This window comes from Kitasatospora sp. NPDC058218, assembly GCF_042882445.1.
Lineage (GTDB): Bacteria > Actinomycetota > Actinomycetes > Streptomycetales > Streptomycetaceae > Kitasatospora.
In genome coordinates this window covers 80,262-102,336 of record NZ_JBHVWC010000021.1, presented here as the reverse complement: position 1 = coordinate 102,336, position 22,075 = coordinate 80,262, and the positions used below count along the sequence as shown (strand labels likewise).

10 protein-coding genes are annotated in these 22,075 nt (G+C 71.1%); 8 read left to right on the top strand and 2 right to left on the bottom strand.

The features are described 5' to 3' along the window. Nucleotides 1-26: 26 nt before the first annotated feature. Together ACFVYI_RS15760 and ACFVYI_RS15755 are read left to right on the top strand one after the other, a co-directional pair. Nucleotides 27-8,753: an amino acid adenylation domain-containing protein gene (locus tag ACFVYI_RS15760; protein WP_387885455.1), complete on the top strand. Its 8,727-nt coding sequence runs from the start codon at nucleotides 27-29 to the stop codon at nucleotides 8,751-8,753. After that, entirely contained in the window at nucleotides 8,750-11,971 is a 3,222-nt protein-coding gene (locus ACFVYI_RS15755) for an amino acid adenylation domain-containing protein (protein WP_387885454.1), read from the top strand. Before ACFVYI_RS15760 ends, ACFVYI_RS15755 begins: the two co-directional genes overlap by 4 nt. Nucleotides 11,972-13,011: 1,040 nt before the next feature. Here the strand turns inward: ACFVYI_RS15755 and ACFVYI_RS15750 are convergent. Continuing rightward, nucleotides 13,012-13,584: a DUF5994 family protein gene (locus ACFVYI_RS15750; protein WP_387885451.1), complete on the bottom strand. Its 573-nt coding sequence runs from the start codon at nucleotides 13,582-13,584 to the stop codon at nucleotides 13,012-13,014. A gap of 176 nt (nucleotides 13,585-13,760) precedes the next feature. Beyond that, complete coding sequence (locus ACFVYI_RS15745; RefSeq protein WP_387885449.1) at nucleotides 13,761-15,005, bottom strand: PP2C family protein-serine/threonine phosphatase; 1,245 nt, start codon at nucleotides 15,003-15,005, stop codon at nucleotides 13,761-13,763. Nucleotides 15,006-15,569: 564 nt separating this feature from the next. Between ACFVYI_RS15745 and ACFVYI_RS15740 the strand changes: the two genes are divergently transcribed. The 6 genes from ACFVYI_RS15740 to ACFVYI_RS15715 all read left to right on the top strand — a co-directional run bounded on the left by ACFVYI_RS15740 (nucleotide 15,570) and on the right by ACFVYI_RS15715 (nucleotide 21,922). After that, nucleotides 15,570-15,980 carry a hypothetical protein gene (locus ACFVYI_RS15740; RefSeq protein WP_387885447.1) on the top strand — a complete coding sequence of 137 codons (411 nt, stop codon included), beginning with the start codon at nucleotides 15,570-15,572 and terminating at the stop codon, nucleotides 15,978-15,980. 146 nt (nucleotides 15,981-16,126) lie between these two features. Next, the gene (locus tag ACFVYI_RS15735) at nucleotides 16,127-16,747 is read left to right on the top strand and encodes a hypothetical protein (RefSeq protein WP_387885446.1); all 621 of its coding nucleotides are present in this window, start codon (nucleotides 16,127-16,129) and stop codon (nucleotides 16,745-16,747) included. Between the two features lie 302 nt (nucleotides 16,748-17,049). Next, the gene (locus tag ACFVYI_RS15730; protein WP_387885444.1) at nucleotides 17,050-17,409 is read left to right on the top strand and encodes a hypothetical protein; all 360 of its coding nucleotides are present in this window, start codon (nucleotides 17,050-17,052) and stop codon (nucleotides 17,407-17,409) included. A gap of 691 nt (nucleotides 17,410-18,100) precedes the next feature. After that, nucleotides 18,101-18,703, top strand: coding sequence for a helix-turn-helix transcriptional regulator (locus tag ACFVYI_RS15725; RefSeq protein ID WP_387885442.1), 603 nt, complete (start codon nucleotides 18,101-18,103; stop codon nucleotides 18,701-18,703). Beyond that, nucleotides 18,700-20,463, top strand: coding sequence for a sulfatase (locus ACFVYI_RS15720; RefSeq protein ID WP_387885441.1), 1,764 nt, complete (start codon nucleotides 18,700-18,702; stop codon nucleotides 20,461-20,463). The genes ACFVYI_RS15725 and ACFVYI_RS15720 overlap by 4 nt, the downstream gene beginning before the upstream one ends. Nucleotides 20,464-20,578: 115 nt before the next feature. After that, nucleotides 20,579-21,922 (top strand): MFS transporter, encoded by a 1,344-nt coding sequence (locus ACFVYI_RS15715; protein ID WP_387885439.1) that lies wholly within the window; start codon nucleotides 20,579-20,581, stop codon nucleotides 21,920-21,922. Nucleotides 21,923-22,075: the final 153 nt, after the last annotated feature.

Here is a 22,075-nt window from a genome sequence, read left to right as displayed (position 1 = left end):
TGGCTGACAATGGAGAGTCACACACGATGTACGACGCCGAGCTCGACACCACGGCGGAGGCTGGATTCCGCCTGTCACCGCCGCAGCTGCTGGCTTGGCCGCACGCTGCGGGACGGCGGGTGCAGGCCCGGATTCTCGTCGAGGGTCCGGTGGCGCCCGACCAGCTCGAACAGGCGCTGCTGAAAGTGATGGAGCGTCACGAGTCGCTCCGTACCCGCCTCGTCGATGTGCCGGGCCTGTCCGCGCCGCTGCAGTCGGTGGAGGACGCCCCGGAACTGGCGTGGTGCGAGGAGCGCCTGCCGGGCGACGCCGCGGCGGCAGGGGCGTCGATCGACAGCGCGGCTGCGGCGGACCTGGACGAGCCGTGGACCGGCACCGTGCGGGCGCGTCTGTTGTCCGGCGCCGACGGAGCGGTTCTGCTGGTGACGGCGGACGGGATGTTCGCCGACCGCAGGTCCCTGGTGGTGGTCCTGGAGGAGATGGCCTCGGTCCTCGGCGGCACGGGGTCGCCGGAGACGCCGCTGCAGTACCTCGACGCCGCGGAGTGGCTCAACGAGCAGCTCGCTACCGACGAGGCGAGGTCGCGCATGGACGGTTGGCTCGCCCGCGAGCTCGTCGTCGCCGACGGGGTGAGGCTGCCTTCGGAGTCGGGCCCGGCAGGTGAGCCCACGCGCCTCGTGACGGAGCTTGAGCCCGCGCTCGTGGCTGCCGTGGACCGGACGAGCGGCGAGCTCGGGGCCGGCACGGCCGCGGTGCTGCTCGGTGCCTGGCAGTTGCTGCTCGGGAGGCTGACAGGACAGGAGGAGATCGTCACCGCGGTCCGGTCCGACACCCGAGGCATGGACGAACTGGACGACGTGGTCGGCCCGTTCGAGACGGGGGTGCCCGTGCTCGGTGCCCTGTCCGGCGCGCTTCCGTTCGCCTCGCTGGTCCGGGAACTCGACCGGGCCCTCGCCGCCGTCCCTGCCGGGCAGTTCGCCTTCGACGGCACGCGCGTCGCCGAGCCGGTTCCGTTCGGCTTCGCCTTCACCGCGTTGCCCGCCGGTGTGCGGGTCGGCGGCGTACGGCTGAGCATGACGGGCCTCCTCGCCGGGCCGGGCGGCTTGGCCCTGGACCTCGGCGCGGCGCGGACCGCCGACGGCCGTCTGGTGGTCTCGCTCGCCAGGAACGAGCAGCAGGTCTCCCACCGCCACGTGCAGGTGATGGCGGACCAGTACCTCTCGGTTCTGCGTGCGGTGGTCTCGCACCCGCACGCCCGGCTCGGCGACCTCGGCCTGGCGGATGACCCGGAGACCGCCGGCTTCCCCGGGCTGCGGGCAGCCGCGGGGGCATCGGCAACCGGCCCCGCCCTCGCTCACCTTCGGTTCGAGCGCCGAGCGGCCGAGCGGCCCGAGGCGCTCGCCGTGATCTGCGGCGAGGACGCGCTGACCTATCGTGAGGCGGAGACGCGGGCCAACCGGCTGGCGTGCGCGCTGCGAGCGCGCGGCGTGGGCCCGGACGTACCGGTCGGCCTGGTGCTGGAGCGCTCCGTCGACTACGTCGTCGGGCTGCTCGCCGTCCTCAAGGCCGGAGGGGCCTTCGTGCCGGTCGATCCGGGGCTACCGGCCGCGCGGGTGCGCGCCATGCTCGACGAGCTCCGGCCGGCGGTTCTGGTCACCCACCGTGGTCTGCTCGATCCCGAGGTGGTGGGGACGACGTCCGTGCTCGACCTGGACCGGGATGCCGCAATGCTGGGCGGCCTGCCCGACACTCCGGTCGAGCCGGCGGTCCGTCCCGAGCACACCGCCTACGTGATCTTCACGTCCGGCTCGACCGGCCGGGCCAAGGGCGTGGCCGTACCGCACCGTGCCATCTGCGCCTACGTGGACGGTGTGCTGCCGACATTGGCCCTGCCCGAGGACGAGCTGTTGGGCACCCTGGCGACACCGGCGGCCGATCTGGGCCACACCGCTGTCTTCGGCGCCCTGTGCACCGGGCGCTCGTTGTTCCTCGCCAGGCCAGAGGAGGTGCTTGACGGCGAGGCCCTGGGCGCACGGTTCCGTGATCGACCCCTGGGCCTGCTGAAGGTCGTGCCGTCGCACCTGGCCGCGTTGCTCGACGCGCCCGGAGCGGAGGCGCTGCTGCCGTCCCGGTGCCTCGTGCTGGGTGGCGAGCCGCTCCCGGAAGCGCTGTTGGAGAGGATCCGCGCGCTGCGCCCGGGGCTGCGCGTGGTGAACCACTACGGCCCGACGGAGTCCGCCGTCGGCGCCCTGGTCCACGAGGTGGGCCAGGACGAGCGGGGACCGGTCCCCATCGGCCGACCGCTGCCCGGCTACCGCGCCTACGTGCTCGATGCCGGGCTCCGGCCCGTGCTCCGGGGAGCGGCCGGGGAGTTGTACCTCGCCGGTCCCGGTCTCGCCCGCGGGTACCACGGCAGCCCCCGGACCACGGCTGAGCGCTTCCTGCCCGACCCGTTCGGCCCGGAGCCCGGTGCCAGGATGTACCGCACCGGAGACCTCGTCCGGCTGCGCCCCGACGGTGCCGCGGTCTTCCTCGGTCGTACCGACCACCAGGTGAAGATCCGAGGTCACCGGGTCGAGCTGGGCGAGATCGAGTCCGAGCTGCGCCGGGACGAGAACGTCGCGGACGCCGTGGTGGTGGCCGACGCGGACGGGACGCGCCTGACGGCGTTCGTCGCGGCGCGGCGCGGCTGCTCCGTGGACACCGACGGGCTGCGGCAGAGGCTGAGTCTCCGGCTGCCGGAGTACATGGTCCCCGCCGCGATCGCCGCACTGCCCGCGCTCCCGCTCAGCCCGAACGGGAAGGTGGACCGGGGCGCCCTGCCCACGGTCGACGCGGACGCGTCCCGCTCGGCACGGTACGTCGCCCCCGCGACGGAGACCGAGGTCCTCCTGGCGGGGCTGTGGGCCGACGTCCTTGGCCGCGAGCGGGTCGGCCGAGACAACTCCTTCTTCCAGGAGCTGGGCGGCAATTCGCTCGACGCCACCCGCGTGGTGGCCCGCATCCGTGCGGCGACCGGAGTCGGTCTGCACGTCAGCGCCCTGTTCGAGGCACCCACGGTGGCGAGCCTGGCGGAACTCGTCGACCGTTCGGCCGCGGACGCCGGGACCGAGGCGATCGTCCCGGCCGAGCGCACCGGTCCGATGCCACTCTCCTACGCCCAGCGTCGGCTCTGGGTCCTCTCGGAGGTGGACGGGGTCCGAGCGGCCTACAACATCCCGGCGGCCATTCGCATCCGGGGTGACCTGGAGCCCGACCTCTTGGTCCGCGCCCTGCGCGAGGTGGTGCATCGTCACGAGGCGCTGCGCACGAACATCGTCCTGGTCGACGAGACGCCCTGGCAGGTGGTCCGCGAACCCGCCGAGTTCGCGGTCCCGACGAGGGAGACCGCCGAGGCGGACGTGCCCGAGCGGGCGCTCGCCTTCGCGTCCCGGCCCTTCGACCTCGAGCGGGACGAGTTGTTCCGGGCCGAGCTGCTGCGGGTCGGACCCCAGGAGCACGTGTTGCTGCTCTGTCTCCATCACATCGTCTCGGACGGATGGTCGACCGCCCTGCTGTGGCGGGAGACCGTGACGCTGTACAGCGACCATCGCGCCGGGCGCGTCCCGGCCCTGGCCCCGCTGCCGATCCAGTACGCCGACTACGCGGTCTGGCAGACCGGGTGGCTGCACGACGGCGGCATGACCCCGCAACTGGACTACTGGACGCAGCAGTTGCGGGATCTGCCCGCTGCGTTGGAGCTGCCGACCGACCGTCCGCGGCCCAAGGTCCAGGGCTACGACGGCGCGTCGGTCCCGATCGAGATCGGACCTGAGACCGTCGCCGGACTGCGCGCGCTCTCCCATGAGCACCGGTCCACGGTGTTCATGGTGCTGCTGGCCGCCTTCAACGTGCTGCTGGCACGGCACAGCGGTCAGCAGGACATCGCCGTGGGCACGCCGGTGGCGAACCGCACCCGGGCCGAGGTGGAGAACCTGATCGGCTGCTTCTTCAACACGCTGGTGATCCGGACCGACCTGTCGGGTGACCCGGACTTCGCCGAGCTGCTCGGCCGGGTCCGCGAGGCGGTGCTGGGCGGGCAGGCGCACCAGGAACTGCCCTTCGAGCGGCTCGTGGAGGCGTTGAACCCGCCTCGTGACGCCGGCCGTTCCCCGCTCTTCCAGGCGCTCTTCGTCTACCAACCGGCGCCGGACGAGGGGCTGACGATGGGCGGCCTGCAGCTCGATCCCCTTTCGATCGGGGGAGACGTCGCCAAGTACGACCTCACCCTCGACCTGACGGAGCACGCGCACGGGGTGTCCGGGCGGATCGAGTACCGGACCGACCTCTTCGACGCGGAGACCGTCCAGCGGCTCGGCCGGCAGTTCCTGGAACTGCTCGACTCCGTCGTGCGGACCCCGCAGGCGCGCTTGGGCGAGCTGACGCTGCTGCCGGACTCCGAGCGGGACCTGCTGCTGCGAGGCTGGAACGCCGGGTACCGCGGCCGGCCGGAGGCTCCCCGGGCGGCCGACGCCTTCGAGGAGCAGGTGCGGCGCGCCCCGGAGGCCACCGCGCTCGTGCACGGCAACCGCAGCCTGAGCTACGGGGAACTCGACCGGGCCGCGAATCGGCTGGCTCACGTCCTGCGCTCCGAAGGAGCCGTCGGCAACGAGCTCGTGGGTCTGTGGCTGGACCGTTCGGTGGAGATGGTCGTCGCCATGCTCGCCGTGCTCAAGGCCGGTGCCGCCTACCTCCCGCTCGATCCCGCCGCCCCGACGGCGCGCAACCAGGACCTGATCGCGGACGCGCGACTCGGCTTCGTGATCACGACCCGGGAGCGCTCGGCGGACCTGCCCCCCGGGGTGATCCCCGTCGACCCGGTCCAGGACACCGGCGAGGACTCCGCCCCGGTCCGCCGGAGCGGCTCCGACGACCTCGCCTACATCATCTACACCTCGGGCTCGACCGGTCGTCCCAAGGGTGTCATGGTCGGGCAGCAGAACCTCGCCGGCTTCTTCGCGGCCATGGACGAGCAGCTCGGCGGGGATCAGCCCGGCACGTGGCTGGCGGTCACCCGGTACACCTTCGACATCTCGGTGCTGGAACTGCTGTGGACTCTGACGAGGGGCTTCAAGGTCGTCCTCGCTGACGACGAGTTGGTGCTCAGCGCCGGGAGGCCCGGGCCGCGGCGCCGGACGCCGGACTTCAGCCTGTTCTACTTCGCGAGCGACGCCGGAGACCGTGAGCCGGACAAGTACCGCCTGCTGCTGGAGGGCGCGCAATGGGCCGACCGGCACGGCTTTGCCGCCGTCTGGACCCCGGAACGCCACTTCGGAACGTTCGGCGGCCTGTACCCGAATCCCGTCGTCACCTCGGCCGCCCTCGCCACCGTGACCAGCCGGATCGGCCTTCGCACCGGAAGCCTCGTCCTCCCGCTGCACGATCCGATCCGGGTGGCGGAGGACTGGGCGGTTGTCGACAACATCTCGGTCGGCCGGGTCGGGCTCTCGGTCGCCTCCGGGTGGCAGCCGCACGACTTCGCCCTCGCGCCGGGCAATTTCGCGGACCGCAAGGAGATCATGTTCCGTGATCTCGAGGTGGTTCGCAGGCTGTGGCGCGGTGAGACCGTGCGCACGGTCTCGGGGACGGGTGAGGAGATCGAGGTGCGCACCCTGCCGCGCCCGGTTCAGTCGGAACTCCCCGTGTGGGTCACCGCAGCCGGCAACCCCGAGACCTTCCGCCGCGCGGGTGCCGTCGGTGCCAACGTACTGACGCATCTGCTGGGTCAGTCGGTCGAGGAACTCGCGGAGGCCGTCCGGGTCTATCGCACCGCGCGTGCGGAGGCGGGGCACATCGGCTCCGGCCACGTCACGCTGATGGTGCACACCTTCGTCTCCCAGGACGACGACGTCCGCCGCACCGTGCGCGAGCCGTTCAAGAACTACCTGCGTGAATCGGTGGACCTGGTCCGTCCGTTCGCCCGAGCACGCGGCCTGGAGCTGGAGGACTTCGACGAGGGCGACCTCGACGCGCTCCTCGACCACGCCTTCCAGCGTTACTACGAGACCAGCGGGCTGTTCGGCACCCCCGACGGCTGTGTGGCGATGGTCGACCGCCTGAGCGAGGTCGGCGTCGACGAGATCGCCTGCCTGGTGGACTTCGGCGTCCCTGCTGACGAGGTGCTGGCGGCTCTGACCCACCTGGACGAGCTGCGCCGACTGGCTGGATCCGCGCACGACGAAGCCCCGCGGGACATCGCGGGGATGATCGAGCGGCACGGCGTCACCCACCTGCAGTGCACCCCCTCGTTGGCGTCCGTGCTGATCGCCGACGAGCAGGTGCGGACCGGACTCGCTTCCCTCGACCAGATGCTGGTCGGTGGTGAGGCCCTGACGCCGGTGCTGGCCGAGAACCTGGCGCAGATCGTCGGTGGGCGCCTGCTGAACGTCTACGGGCCGACGGAGGCGACGATCTGGTCCACCGCACACCTCGTGCACGACGGCGGCAACTCGATCGGTCGCCCGCTGTCCAACACCAGGGTCTACGTCCTGGACGACCGAAGGGCCCCCGTGCCGATCGGCGTGCCCGGCGAGCTCCACATCGGCGGCACGGGCGTCGCGGCGGGCTATCTGCACCAACCGGAGCTCACCGCGGAGCGCTTCGTCACGGATCCCTTCGCCGCCGACCCGGCCGCCCGGATGTACCGCACGGGCGATGTCGTCCGCTACCGGTCGAACGGCGAGCTCGAGTTCATCGGGCGCCGGGACGAGCAGGTGAAGATCCACGGCTTCCGGGTGGAGCCGGGGGAGATCGAGGCGGCGCTGGCCGCCGCACCGGGTGTCCGGTCCGCGGCGGTCGTCGCGGTGGATGACGGACGAGGCGGGCAGCGGTTGATCGGCTACGTCGTCGCCACCGGGCCGCTGGACGACGAGGCACTCCGCCGGCACCTCGAGGAGCGCCTTCCGCGCTACCTGGTCCCGGCGCAGTTCGTCGGCCTGGACGCCATGCCGCTGCTGCCGAGCGGCAAGACCGACCGGCGGGCGCTGCCGGAGCCGCCGTCGCCCCAGCGGCCCGCGCAGTCGGCCACGGCGCCCTCGACGGCGACCGAGCAGCGCCTGGCCGGCATCTGGCGTGACCTGCTGCGCTGCGAGGAGATCGGGGTCGGGGACAACTTCTTCGACCTGGGTGGCGATTCGATCGTCGCCATCCAGATGGTCTCGCGCGCCCGGCAGGCGGGGATCGTCCTGACCGCACGGGACCTGTTCCAGTACCAGACGCTGGGCAAACTCGCCGCTGCGGCACGGCAAGGCGGCCGGACCACAGCCGAACAGGGCGTGCTGCTGGGCGAATCCGGGCTCGCCCCGATCCAGCACTGGTTCTTCGAGCAGCGGCTGGCGGATCAGCACCACTACAACCAGGCCGTGCTGGCGGACGTCGTCGGGGATCCGCTCGACCTGGAGCTGCTGGCCCGGACGCGTGACGCTGTCGTGCGCCACCACGACGCACTGCGCAACACGTTCCACCCGGACTCGGCCGGGTGGATCCAGCGGACCGGCGCACCGGAGACGGAGGGGTCGCCCATCGAGCACGTCGACCTGAGCGCACTGCCTGCGGCAGCCTGGCCGGCGGAGCTCGCGGCCCTCCAGAACCGCGCGCACCGCGCCCTGGATCTCGACCGCGGGCCGCTGCTGACGATGGTCTCCGTCGGTTACGGCGGACGCCGCACCGATCAGCTCTTCACCGTGATCCACCACACCGTGGTGGACGGTGTCTCGTGGCGGATCCTGCTGGAGGACCTGCAGCACGCCTACCGTCTCCTGCGGGACGGACGCCGGGTCGAGCTGCCCGCCAAGACCACCTCCTACCAGGAGTGGGTCGGCAGGCTCGCCCAGGAGGCCGCGTCCGAGCAGACGCTCGCAGAACTCGACTACTGGGCGGGCCAGGTCGAGGGCGCGCACGTGGCACACTCCCTGCCGCGGGACCGCGCCGGCGACAACACCGAGGCCGACGCGCGGACCACCACCGCGGAGTTCACGGCGGAGGAGACCGAAGCGCTGCTGCATGAAGTGCCTCGGGCCCACCGTGCCGATCTTCATGCAGTGCTGCTCTGCGCGCTCGCGGAGGCCTGCGTGCCGTGGACCGGTTCGAGGTCCCTACTCCTGGACATGGAGGGGCACGGACGCGAGGAACTCTTCGAGGACGTCGACGTGTCACGCTCCGTGGGCTGGTTCACCGCCCTGTATCCGCTGCGCATCGACCTTCCGGCCGCTCCTGCGGAGCGGCTGGCCTCCGTCCGGGAGCAGGTGCGCCGCATCCCGCGCCGGGGAATTGGGCACGGTCTGCTGCGTCACCTGCACCCCGACGCATCGGTGAGGTCCCGGCTCGCCGCAGGACGACAACCCGAGATCATCTTCAACTACCTGGGGCAGGCGGACACGTCGCACAGCGATGACGCCCTGCTCGCCCTGGCCGCCGGATCCGTGGGCGCGCCCCACGCGCCCACGCAGACCCGGCGGCACCTGCTCAACGTCAACGGAATCGTCGCGGGCGGCCGACTGCGCGTGGACTTCACCTTCAGCGAGGCGGTGCACGACCCGGCGACGATTCGCGGCCTCGCCGCCCGGTTCGGTGACCTGCTGCGCCGGCGGGTCGAGGACTGCCGGGCGGGCCTGATCCGGCTCGCCCCGTCCGACTTCCCCGACGTGGAGCTGACCCAGGAGTCCCTGGACGACCTGCTCGGTGAGATCCGGGACCAGGAAGGAGAACCGGCGTGAGCCGAACTGACGACATCGAGGCCATCTACCCGCTCTCGCCGATGCAGCACGCCATGCTGCTCCGGTCGCAACTCGCACCCGGCAGCGGGGTCTACATCCTGCAACTGTCCTTCGAGATCGGCGGAGCCTTCGACGCGGTCGCGTTCCGCCGGGCCTGGGAGCAGGTCACCGAGCGGCACGCCGCACACCGGACCTGCTTCCTGCGGCTGGACCAGGAACAGCCCCTGCAGGTCGTGCGCCGCACGGTGAGCGTGCCCTGGCGGGAGGAGGATTGGACCTCGCTGCCGTCCGACGAGCAGGAGGCCCGGTTCGCCGCGCTGCTGGAGCAGGACCGAGCCGAGGACTTCGTGCCCGCTCGGGCTCCGCTGATGCGGTGTGTGCTGGTGCGCACCGCGTCGGATCGCCACCGCTTCCTGTGGACCCGTCACCACGCGATCTCCGACGGGTGGTCGATGCCGACCGTCCTGTCCGAGGTTGTGCAATGCTACCGGGCGATCGGGGAGGGCAGCACGCCGCAGCTCGGTCCGGCGACCCAGTACCGCGACTACATCGCCTGGCTGCGGACACAGGATCCGGCCGGGACGGAGGAGTACTGGCGGCGCTCCCTTGCCGGGGTGACCGGCCCGACCCTGCTGGGCGTCGGCCGGCCGCGGACCGAAGGCGGGCCCGGCCAGGGACTCCACGGAAAGCGGCGGGTGCGGCTGAGCCAGGAGAGTACGTCCGCGCTGCTCGCGGCCGCCCGCCGGGAGCGGATCACCCTGAGTACCTACATCCAGGCTGCCTGGGCGCTGTTGCTGCGCTGCTACAGCGGTGAGCGCGACGTCCTGCTCGGCATGGTCGCATCCGGGCGTCCGCCGACGCTGGCCGGGGTGGAGTCCGCCGTCGGCTGCTTCCTGAACACTCTGCCCGTGCGCGTCCGGGTGGACGACGACGCGCTGGTCACCGACTGGCTGCGGGCTCTGCAGAGCGCGCAGGTGGCGCGCGAGGAGCACGGGCACGTCTCGCTCGCGCAGATCCGCCGCTGGGCGGGGCTGCCGGGTGATCAGCCGCTGATGGAGTCCTTGGTGGTCTTCGAGAACTTCCCGGGCGGCCCGGCACTTGCGGCGCAGGGAGGAGCACTCCACGTCGAGAACGTGCGGATGGCAGAGCAGACCAGCTTCCCGCTCACGCTCACGGTCGCCCCCGGTGAGCACCTTTCACTGCAACTCAGCTACGACCAGGGCCAGTTCGAGGAGGAAGCCGTCGAGCGGATGCTCGGGCACTACGAAGCGCTGCTCGTCTCGCTGGCCTCCCCGCCCGCCCGGGTCGGTGACCTGACCGCGGTAGGAGCCGCCGAGCAGGCCACCTTGCTGGCCCAGTCCGCAGGTCCGCAGATCGAGCTTCCGATCGCGGGAGCGGGCGGGGTTCACCGCCTCTTCGAGGCGCAGGCGGCAGCGACCCCGCACGCGACGGCCGTGGTCGTCGACGAGGAGCGGCTTTCGTACGCCGAACTCGACGCCCGGGCGAATCGGATCGCGGCGCGGCTGCGCCGGGCCGGCGTGGTGGCCGGCGCCTTCGTCGGAGTGTGCCTCGAGCGGGCGGCCTACCTGCCCGCGGCTCTGCTGGCGGTGTGGAAGACCGGGGCGGCCTACCTGCCGCTGGATCCGGCCTACCCCGCCGCCCGGATCCGGCACATCCTCGACGACGCGGCGCCGACGGTGGTCCTGGCGCAGGACTCGACCAGCGGCGTGCTGGCGGGCTCCGCCTGTCCCGTGCTGTCGCTCGACGCGACCGGTGACGACCCTCCCTCCGCCGCCGACGACACGCCCTTCGTGCCGGCGGACGCCGACGCCGACGCGGTCGCCCTGACGATCTACACCTCCGGCTCGACCGGAACACCCAAGGGTGTACTGATCACCCATCGCAACGTCCGTGCCCTATTGGCCTGGGCATCGGGAACCTACTCGGCCGAGGAACTGTCAGGGACGCTGGCCTCGACGTCGATCTGCTTCGACCTCTCCGTCTTCGAACTCTTCCTGCCGCTCACCACCGGTGGCACCGTGATCCTCGCCCGGAACGCGCTGCTCCTGCCGTCGTTGCCGGCGCGCGGTGAAGTGACGCTGATCAACACCGTTCCGTCGGCGCTCGACACGCTGTTGCGGCTCGGCGCGCTGCCGCCACGGGTCGCGGTGGTCAACCTCGCCGGTGAGCCACTGCCCGAGGAACTCGTGGACCGGGCCTACCGACAGCCGGGACTGCGCAAGGTGTACAACCTGTACGGGCCGTCGGAGGACACCGTCTACTCGACGTTCGCCCTGGTCCCGGCTGGCGGCGGCAAGCCCCTGATCGGACGGCCCGTCGCCAACTCGCAGGCGTACGTTCTCGATGCGCGGCTGCGACCGGTACCGACCGGCGTCGCCGGCGAGTTGTACCTCGGCGGAGAGGGCGTGTCACGCGGCTACCACGAGCGGCCTTCGCTCACCGCGAGCCGTTATCTGCCGGACCCGCTCAGCGGGCGCCCGGGCGCCCGGCTCTACCGCACAGGGGATCTCGTCCGCCGCCTTGCCGACGGCCAGTTGGAGTACCTCGGCCGGACGGATCACCAGGTGAAGCTGCGGGGTTTCCGAATCGAGCTCGGCGAGATCGAGGCCACGCTGCGGGCCCTCCCGGGCGTGCGCGATGCCGTGGCAGCGGTGCACACGGACCCGCAAGGTGGCAGACGACTGGTGGCGTACGTGGTCGACGAGCCGGGGCGGGCGTTCGACCAGTCCGACCTCGTACGTGTGCTGCGCGCCGTGCTTCCCGAGCACATGGTGCCGTCGGCTTTCGTCGGACTTGCCGCGATCCCGCTCACACCGAACGGCAAGGTCGACCGAGGGGCCTTGCGGGCTCCCGAGTCCTTGGGAGTCAGGCGTACGTACCGGGAGCCGACGAGCGAGACCGAGCGGGTCATCGCCGCTGTCTGGACGGCGGTGCTCGGGATACCGAGGCCCGGAGTGGACGACGGCTTCTTCGACCTCGGCGGCGATTCCCTGCTGCTGGCCCGCGTCTTCGGCGAGCTGAAGGTTCGCTTCCCCGGCGGCCTGTTGATGACCGACCTTTTCCGCTTCCCGACCATCGCCGAGCTCGCCCGCCACATCGAAGGAGGCGGCCGGCCCGGCTTCGCGGACGTGCAGAGCAGGCTGGAGCGCCGCAAGGCGGCCCAGCTGGCGGCGCCACGGGGAGGGGCCGCGTCGTGAAGTGAGCGGCCTCGTCCGCTCGCCGAACTCTCCCCGCACTACGCCGAGATCGCCGACCAGCGGCTGCGCGCAGAGCCGACCCAGGACGACTTCGTCCTCGCCGGACCGGAGGCGTGACGGTGAGAGCCCTGGGCTGCCGACACCGAACGGGCCGCAGACGGAGAAGGGCGGCTGGAGCACCATGCTCCAGCCGCCCTCACGCCTTCGTCAGGCCGCCTGCACCGCCAGCCGGATCAGCGGCACCGCCTTCTCCAGGTCGGCCGCCCCGCCCATCCGCACCTCCAGGCCCCCGGTGCCCAGGCGCCCGATCCCGCGCATGTCGCGCGTGAAGCAATCACCCTGAGATCGCTCACCCTGCCCCCTTCGCACGATCGTACGACCGGTCGGCTACTCGTGCAGCTTCTTCAACGATCTGCTCAGCCTGCTCAAGGAGGACCTGCGGGTTGCTGCTCGCAACGAAGATCGGCCATTTTCCCCCTGCTCGTCGCCTCCTGGTGCTCATGATGCTCCGCCTCCCGGCGGCCGCACGAGTGGATCGTGGACGTGAGCGACCCAGCGGCGGGCAGTTCACTCAGGAGGGGGCGCCGGCTGCGACCGGCGCCGGCCCTGACCGGTCAGTCGGCCGTCGACCAGCCACGCGCAGCGGGTCGATGCCGTGGTCTGGGTTTCCCGAGGCCAGTGGGAGCGGCTTCGCTGTCGGCGGGGCTCGCGTGACGGTCAGATGCCGGCGGCGGTCCGGATGGCTCGTACGGTGCCGTCGGGGGTCCGCGTCTGGGAGGGACACCCGGTCGGCGAGCCCCCGGCCGAGACGGAGTGGTCACGTGAGTAGTCGGACGAGTCACAGTCGGTAGGGCGGGCTCGGCTCGCCGCGTCACCGGTCCTGCACAGGATGTCCCTCCGCGGGGCGGATCCGGTCGTCCCGTGCGAGGCCGGCGAGGAGCAGGGCTTCACGGGGAGCGGCGGCACAGTCACCTGGACCCGACACGAAGAGAGTCGGAGCCGGCGGCGAACAGCGTGGTGCTGTTCGCAGCTGGCCGGCGTTATCCGCCTGCCTGCGGTCGGTCTGCTGTCGGAACACCTGCCGCTGTCAGGAGGGCGGTGCCGGTGCGCGTGTTGGCCGGGTCGGACGCCGTTGTCATCAGCCACTCGGCGGCGGAGGCCTCGGCGTCGGGGGGAATCACCAGGAGCTCCAGGCGCAGGGGGATGAAGGAGCACACCATCACCTCGTCCGCGTCCTGTTCCTGTTCGAACCATCCGACGTGGATGACGTGGCCTGCGACCGGGACCCGCTGGGGGATGACCGGCCAGTGCGTCGGATTCACGGTGACCCGGGTGATCCGCCCCCACTTGGGGTCCAGCGCCGCCGCCAGCGAGGGAAGTTCGCGAAGGAGGTCGTGCGAGCGGGGCCACCAGGCCCCGTCCAGCCGGCCGGGGGTGGCGCCCTCAGGTGTCAGCGAGAGTCGGAGCGGCGGTTCCGGCCCCGATGGCTGGCCGGCGGCGGTATCGAAGGTCGCGGTCATGTCGAACACACCTACCCCGGGCAGTTTCTGGACGGCCATGCGCTGCAGCCGGGGCACCCCCGAAGCAATCCGCATGCCGCCGACGATGAGCACTTTCACCGTACTCCGGCCAGGGCCAGGACCAGGGCCAGGGCCAGGGCCCGCCCGGGAGCAGAGGGCGGCCGGTGACGGCTTCCCGACCGGGTGGCACTAGGCCGGCGTCCCGCTGTCAACGGTTGCCGGAGACGTACAATTTCATGTGGTCCCCCGTGCAGGGTCTGCACCCTGGTCTACAGCTCTGGGCTGGCGAGATGGTCGGCGGTGCCGCCGCGCCACTCGACCAGGAAGAGGCTCGCGTCGTCGGTTGTGGTTCCGCCCCGCTCTCGCATCAGGCTGTGGGAGAGGGCCCGCACCATCTCCCGCACGCCTCCACCGGCGGGGCCGACGCGCTCGATGGTGGCGATCAGGCGTTCCTCGCCGAACTGTTCCCCGCCGCTCTGGTGTTCCTCGACGAGGCCGTCGGTGTAGAAGAGCAGCCGGTCGCCGCGACGGAGCTGCCGCATGCTGATCTGCGGTGTGTCACCGCCGAAGCCGACCGGCAGGGTTCCGGGGCTGTCCAGGGCCTGGATGACCCGGTGGTCGCGGATCAGTAGCGGTGCCGGGTGACCGGCGTTGACCCACTGCAGGTGGCCCGTACCGATGTCCAGGCGCATCATCTGCGCGGTGACGAAGTGGTCGGGGCCGAACTGCTCGTCGATGGCGGCATCCATGAACGCATAGAGCTCGGCGAGCCCGACATCGGCGCGCCTGGCATGCCGGTAGGCGCCGACGGCGACGGTCGCCAGTACGGCGGCGTTCAAGCCGTGGCCCATCGCGTCGATCATGGCCAGATGCAGGATGTCGTCGTTGAGGGCGTAGTCCAGGCTGTCGCCGGCGACGTTGTAGGCGGGCTCCAGGATTCCGGCGACCGCGACCTGCGGGGTGTCCATCGACAGCGGGGGCAGCAGTGACCACTGGATCTCCGCCGCCACACTCATCGGCTCGCGACGCCGCGCCTGGAAGAACCGGTCCGTGTAGCCGCTCTTGGTGACCAGCATGTCGGCGACCAGCCCCGCGAGCCGCCGTAGCAACCGGCGGTCATCGTCATCGACGCTGTCCAGGGTGATGGCCAGCACCCCGACCTCGTCACCGCCGTCCAACAGCGGCAGGAACATCCGTATCCCGTCGGCCTGAGCGTGCTCGGCCGGGGTCGCACGAAGGAAGACCTCGCCGGCCAGGGAACCGTCGATGGGCACCGGATCTTCACCGGTGAGTCCCCTGCCAGGGAGGGGCACCAGCACGAGTTGGCCATAGTCCTGAAGGAGGATCGAGACGTCCCGGCCACCGATCGCGCGCACCTCCTCCGCCACCAGCGGAGCGATGAGCTGCGGCGGCATCTCGTGAGCCCGGTCCAGCAGCCGGCCCAGCAGCCGCTCACCGAATCCCTCCGACCGGTTCACCGCAGCCCTGCGGTTCCCCGGTGCGAATTCCGCCATGGGCACCTCGGTTTCCCGCAGCGGCCCTCTTCTTCGGCCGGCTTTCCTGCCTTGCCCTGCGCAGCCGGGCGAGCGCCTCGCCGGCGTCCTCTCCGTCTCAGCATCGCACCGGCTCTCACCCCGCGACACCCGAGCCAGATGGATCTTGTAAGCATCGGCTGTGGCTCCCGGCCTGCCTTGGCGGCAGAGAACCGCCCGGGAAGGGGTGAGGTGTTCTGGCGGTTCTCACGGCCGACCTGCGGCACCGTGCAACGCGGAGCGACGACGGGCTCGCTCCAGGAGCTGGTTGGCCTGGACCCCGTGGGGCGGTCGGCCTCACGGCCAGCGCCTGTCCCGGGCGGCCCGGCAGCTGCGTTGGTGAACTGACGCGACGGTATTCGTGCACCTGACGTGCCTGAATTCGCGCTTTACCGGAGTAGCCTGGAGAGTGCCGGAGAACTTACCGGCAGGGCGATCACGAGGAGGTGCATATGCGGATCAGAGAAACAGGAGCCCTGATTCTGCGGCTCGTGATCGCGAAATCTTAACCCGGCTTTTCGGGCGGGAGATAGCGGGAGCACTTAGGTGTCGGGGGCGCAGGTACAAATCCTGTTGTTCAGATCAGCGTTTATGCAGGGCGTGGGCCGTTTCCGCAGAGATGCGGGGGCGGCCTTTTTGCTTTTCCGCCAAGTGGCAGGCGCAGTGCGATCCCATCACATCGCCATAAGCCCTTGGGTCGTTCTCGACCGCGCAATCTGGCAGATCTCTGAGGGGCTCGGGAATACCTTCGCCGAGAGATCCGCGCAGGCGGGCACGTCAGCTGGTCCGGTCGCCACCGCCCGGCCCTGCACGACTTCCCCGCCCCGCCCCCAGCAGGACGCGCTGCCCCTGTGGATCGGCGTCGGCGGCAGGCCCCCGCACATGGTCAACAACTCCGTCGAACTCCTCGCCACCGAAGTCGCCCCGACCATCCGCAAGGAAACGGGGCAGAGCTGAACGCCTCGGGGACAGCTCCCACAAACGACCCTTGCCGGGGAAGCCGGGGGACTGCCGCTTCGGTCGCACGGAAGGCGTTCGGCGTGTGAGAGGTGGGGAACGCGCCGGTGCGGGAGGCGGACGCCACTGCGCGAGAGCATGCCGTCATGGACATCGAATCGCTTGTACGCACCCGCCGCGCCTTGCACGCGGTCGCGGAGCTGGTCCTGGCCGGGCCGCAGTTCCGAACCAGTGGCACGATCAGGCTACGCGCCTCCCTCGGAGGCTTCGCCACCCGAGCCGAGCCGAACGTGCAGGTCGTCGGCGCGGATCTGGTGGCGCCCGGGCAGCGCCTCTTCCTGGAGCGGACCACCTGTGCCGCGCTGGCGGCTGCGATCGGGGTCACGGTCGGTGCGCCCGCGGGGCTCTACCAGGGCGGATCCGGTGTCGGCCCCGAGGACGTGATCGAAGCCGATCCGCAGCCGGCGCACTGGATCGCGCACTGCTTCGCGGCCGGTGATGCCGCACTGCGCCGGATGTTTCCCGGCGCGGATCCGGTCATCTGGCCCGAGCACTTCGACATCGGCGTGACCGTGGCCGCAGTCAACTACGGGGTCTCTCCGGGCGACGACTTCCAGGCGGAGCCGTACGCCTACGTCGGCCCGCACACCCGGCAGCAGGGGAAGTACTGGAACGCGCCGTTCGGTGCGGTGGCCACGATCCGCGAACTCGGCGGCGTGGACGGTGTAGTGACCTTCTTCAAGCGGGGCAGTCGGTTGGTTGATTGATCGTCACTGGCGGCCGCCGCGCCGATCGCTCCTGAAATATCAGCCACCGGCGAGGAGTAGGGCCGGTCGCCGGTCGCCGGCTGGCGACCGAGGGTCAGAGTCGGGGGGCCAGGTCAGCGGGGGCAAGGGGCGCTTGGAGCGGGTTGAACGCGGGGTCGGCGGCGAGGGCCCGGGCGAGGCGGGTGAGGGCGTCCGGGGCGTGGCCGAGGGCCGGTCATCCGCGGGCTGCGTCGACGAGCGCGAGGGAGACGTCCCCACAGGCGTCGGGCGGGGTCGGGGTCGAGGGCCCAGGGGCGTACCCCGTGGAGTCCGTCGATGATCTCGTCGACGGGTTCGGCCTCGGTGCAGTCGTCGAAGTAGCGGCCGCTGACGCCTTCGACGAGCGGGGAGGCGGCGAGGAGCACGCTGGTGGCGGCTCCCTGCTGGGGTGTCTTGCCGGGGGTGGTGGCCTTGAGTCGGGCGAGGTGGTCGGGGTCCCAGTGGCGTTGCAAATTGGTCCAGATGCCGCCGGGCATCAGGGCGTTGGTGGTGACGCCGTGGTCGGCCCAGCGGCGGCCGATTTCGACGGCGAAGAGGATCTGGGCGGTTTTGGATTGTCCGTAGGCGTGCCCGGGATCGTAGGGGCGGCGGCGGAAGAACAGGTCGTCGAAGCGGATGGGTGAGTTGCCGTGTGGGCTTTGCCCCGAACGGTGGACACTTCTGAGAAGCGGATCTGGGGGTCCGTGGAGAGGATGTCCTCATGGGTGCTGCGAAATACTCGGGGGCAGCCCTGGGGGCCGAATGGGGGCCACCTCGGGGCCGCGCGCGATGAGCGCCCATGGGCGACGACGGGCGCTTGGGCTCCAAGCCGAAGTGGATCTCGACCAGGTCGACAGCCTGGCCGCGAACCGGCGCGACGGTGGCCCAGAGCAGCCCGTCCTGCTCTGCCACGGCACCGCCGACGCACTCGTGCCGTACGCGAGCAGCGCCCAGTTCGCTCGCGACTGGGGCCGGACAAGGTCCGCCCCGTCGCCGTCCCCGGGCCGGCCACACCGGCTCCTGGAACGCCGACCCCGCCCGGTACGGCAGCGACCGGCCGCGTTCCTCGATCAGCACGCATGACCGCGCTGCGGATCTCGCAGGGTGGGGCTCGACCCGTCTCCGGGCCGAGCCCCACCCTGCCCTTTCGGCGTGGCGTACGGCTGAGCGGGTGACCCCGGCCGGACCGCGTCGGAGGCCGCCGGTGCTGCGGAACCGTGAATCACCGTGAACCCGTGTGAACGGTCCGATAAGTCGCCGTCCGGTGCGTTGACGGCCCTGACGGCGGCGGATAGAACACTCAGCACATAGGTGATTCTGCACATAGGGGGCTCGATGCAGTTCGAGTATGTCCTGCTGGCCCTGCTGGCCGGCCGCCCGCTCAGCGGGTACGACTTGCGCAAGTGGGTCGAGACGGAGGGCCAGTTCCTTCGTTCGCGGGCTCATCACAGCCAGATCTACCGCCTGTTGGGGCGGATGGTGGCCGACGGCTGGGTGGCGTTCGAGGTCGATCCGCGCGAGGGGCGTCCCGACGCCAAGGTGTACCGGCTCACGCCGGTCGGGCGGGAGGCGCTGATGGAGTGGGTGCGCTCCCCGTACGAGCCGCCCAGCCGGTTCCAGGACGCGGACTTCCTCTCCCGCTTCGCCTTCGCCGCGGTCCTGGACCGCGAGGCGGCGATCCGCCTGATCCGCACCGAACTGGACCACCGGCGCGAGCAGATCACCCGCAACCGGCCCCGTGACCGCACGGTCCATTTCGAGGACCCGTTGCCCGAACTGGACCAGGAACTGGCGCGCGAGGTCTACGAGGAACTTCACCAGTACGGCGCCGGCGCGATGGACGCGTGGGTGGCCTGGCTGGAGCGCATGCTCCGGCGTCTCGAACAGTGGCAGCCGGGGCCGAAGGCGCCACCGGCCGAAGAGGAGAGCACCCGATGAAGGCGATCATGGTGATGTTCGACAGTCTCAACCGGCACCTGCTGCCGCCCTACGGCGGGGACTGGACGCACGCGCCGAACTTCGCGCGGCTGGCGGAGCGGTCGGTCACGTTCGACAACGCCTACGCGGGGTCGATGCCGTGCATGCCGGCCCGCCGCGAGATCCACACCGGCCGGTACAACTTCCTGCACCGCAGCTGGGGCCCGCTGGAGCCGTTCGACGACTCCATGCCCGAACTGCTCAAGCAGAACGGCGTGTACACCCACCTGGTCAGTGACCACCCGCACTACTGGGAGGACGGCGGCGCCACGTACCACGGCCGCTACAACACCTGGGAGTTCTTCCGAGGCCAGGAGGGCGACCCGTGGAAGGGCCAGGTCGCTGACCCGGAGATTCCCGAGGACTTGAAGAAGCTGCGGTTCGAGTCCTACCGGCAGGACTGGGTGAACCGCCCGCACATGGCGACCGAGGACAAGCACCCGCAGACGCTGACCTTCGACGCGGGCCTGGAGTTCGTGCGCACCAACCGGGACGCGGACAACTGGTTCGTCCAGATCGAGACCTTCGATCCGCACGAGCCGTTCTTCAGCCACCAGCGGTTCAAGGACCTCTACCCGCACGACTACGACGGCCCGCACTTCGACTGGCCCGACTACAAGCGCGTGGTGGAGACCCCCGGACAGGTCGAACACGCCCGCCTGGAGTACGCGGCGCTGCTGTCGATGTGCGACCACTCCCTCGGTCGGGTGCTCGACCTGATGGACGAGCAGAACCTGTGGGGAGACACCCTGCTGATCGTCAACACCGACCACGGCCTGCTGCTCGGGGAGAAGGGCTGGTGGGGCAAGGCCGTCCAGCCCTGGTACAACGAGCTGGTCCACCTGCCGCTGTTCGTCTGGGACCCGCGGGCCGGCCGGGCCGGGGAGCGGCGCCAGGCCCTGGCGCAGACGATCGACCTGGCACCCACCCTGCTGGAGTACTTCGGCATCGAACGCCCCGCGGACATGCAGGGCCACCCGCTGCCGGTCTCCGAGGACACCCCCGTGCGCGAGGCGGCGCTGTTCGGCGCTCACGGTGGCCACGTCAACGTCACCGACGGCCGGTACGTCTACATGCGTGCCCCCGCCACGGCGCGGAACGCGCCGCTGCTGGAGCACACACTGATGCCCACCCACATGCGCGGGCGGTTCTCACCGGCCGAGCTGGCGGACCTTCAGCTGGCGGAGCCGTTCACCTTCACCAAGGGCGTGCGCACACTGCGCATCCCCGGTCGCACCTTCATCAACCCCCACCAGCACGGCACCCTGCTCTTCGACCTGGAGAGCGACCCCGAGCAGCGCACCCCGCTCATCGACGACGCGGCCGAGCTGCGGATGGCGACCCTGCTGGTGGAGCTGATGCGCGCCGGCGACGCCCCGCCGAGCCAGTACGAGCGCCTGGGCCTGCCGACCGAGGGCCCGGTCGGCGCGGAGCACCTGCTGGTCCGCGCCCAGCGCGAGCAGGCCGCCCGGGCGGCCGAGCCGCTGCCCCGCCCGGAGGACTACCCCTCGGGACGCTTCTCGCTGCGGACCCCGCTCTTCGCCCTGATCTCCGACCCGGTCGCCGTGGAGGTGCTGCGCCGGCACCTGCCCGGCATCGTCGACTCCGAGTTCCTGCAGTTCCTCGGCCCCACCCCGCTGATCGACGTCGCCGCCCTGGCCGGTGGGCTCACCGACGTCTCCGCCCTGCACCGGGTGGCCGAGGAACTCGCCGCGCTCTGACCGGCCGCCGCACGACCTGCCGGTGACGGGGCGGCAACCCCGTCACCGGCGAGCACAACCCCCTTGGTTCCCCGCACTGCCCCTGTGACGAACGATGCGAGAGACGGAGTCGCGCATGTCCGACCTTATCGAGACCACGTCAAAACCCGCCACGAGACCCGGTCCACCCCCCGTCAGGGGCCGCTGGCGCCAGCTCTCACTCCTGGGCGGCGCCATGCTGGTCGACAGCACCGAAGCCGGCCTGGTCACCGGGCTGTTCCCCGTCATCCGACAGGCCCTGGACCTCACCCTCGGCGCGCTCGGTGTCCTGACCGCCGCCGGCAAGCTGATCGGCGTGCTCGCCGCCCCGCTGTGGGTCTGGGCGTCGCGCCGCTGGTCCCGCAAGAGCGTCCTGGTCCTGTCCACCGGCCTGTGGGGAGTGTGGGGAGTGGCCGCCGGCTTCTCACAGAACTTCGCCCAGTTGCTGCTCTTCGTCACGGTCCTCGCCGCCGGATACGCGGCCGCCCAGCCGCTGGTCTCCGAACTCGTCGGCGACCTGTTCGACTCGGCGTCGCGCGGCCGCGCCGTCGGTGCCCTCTACGGCTCCCTCGCGCTGGTCGGCTCGGTGCTCGGCCCGCTCATCGGACAGCTCGCGGGAGTCCGCGACGGCTGGCGCTGGGGACTGTGGGGCGTCGGCGTCCTGAACATCCTCTTCGGCGTGGTGCTACTGCTCTGCTTGCGCGACCCCGGCCGCGGCGCGGCCGAACACCAACTCGCCGACCTCGACCAGGCCACCCGCGAAGCCCGGACGAAGATCGACGTGGCCACCGTCGTCTCGCTGCTCAAGATCCCCAGCTTCGCGATCCTCCTGGTGTCACGACTGCTCTCCGGACACCTGCTGCTCTCCTCGTTCGCCGTCGTCTACCTCGTGGACGTGTTCGGCTTCACCACCCAGCGAGCCGCCATCGTCCTGATGCCGCTGGGCATCGGATTCCTGCTGGGAACCCTGTCGGGCGGGTTCCTCGCCGACTGGGCCGCCCGCAAGAGCCCCCGCCACGGACTTCCCGGCGTGCTCCAAGGTGCCCAGATCGCCTTCGCCGTCCTCGCCTTCCTGGGCACCCAGGTCCACTACAGCGGCATCGGCACCTACGCCCTGCTCTTCTGCCTCATGGGCATCACGCAGGGCGTCAACCCCACGGTCAACCGCCCGATGGTCATGGCCGTCACCCCGCCCGAACTACGGGCCACCGCCTTCACGATCTACGTCTCCGTCTTCGAGGCCATCGCCTGGGCCGCCTTCGGCCTGGGCGCCGGCTTCCTCAGCCAGACGTACGGCCTGCAACCGGTGTTCCTGGCGGTCCTGGTGGTCCTCATGCTCGCCAACGGCGCCTTCCTGACGCTTCTCCACCTGCCCTACGCCAACGACGTACAGCGGGTGCAGCGCGAACTCGACCTCAGGCGCCGAACCGCCCTGGCCTGACACCGGGCCGGCCCGGACCCGGCGCACAGCCAGGCCCGCGAACACCTTCTGGAGGAACCATGCCCCTGCTCCCGACTCCCTGCTGCACCCCCTCGCGCGGCGCCGGACCGGGCCGGCCGCTCACACTCACACCCGCGCCTCGACGTGCCGACG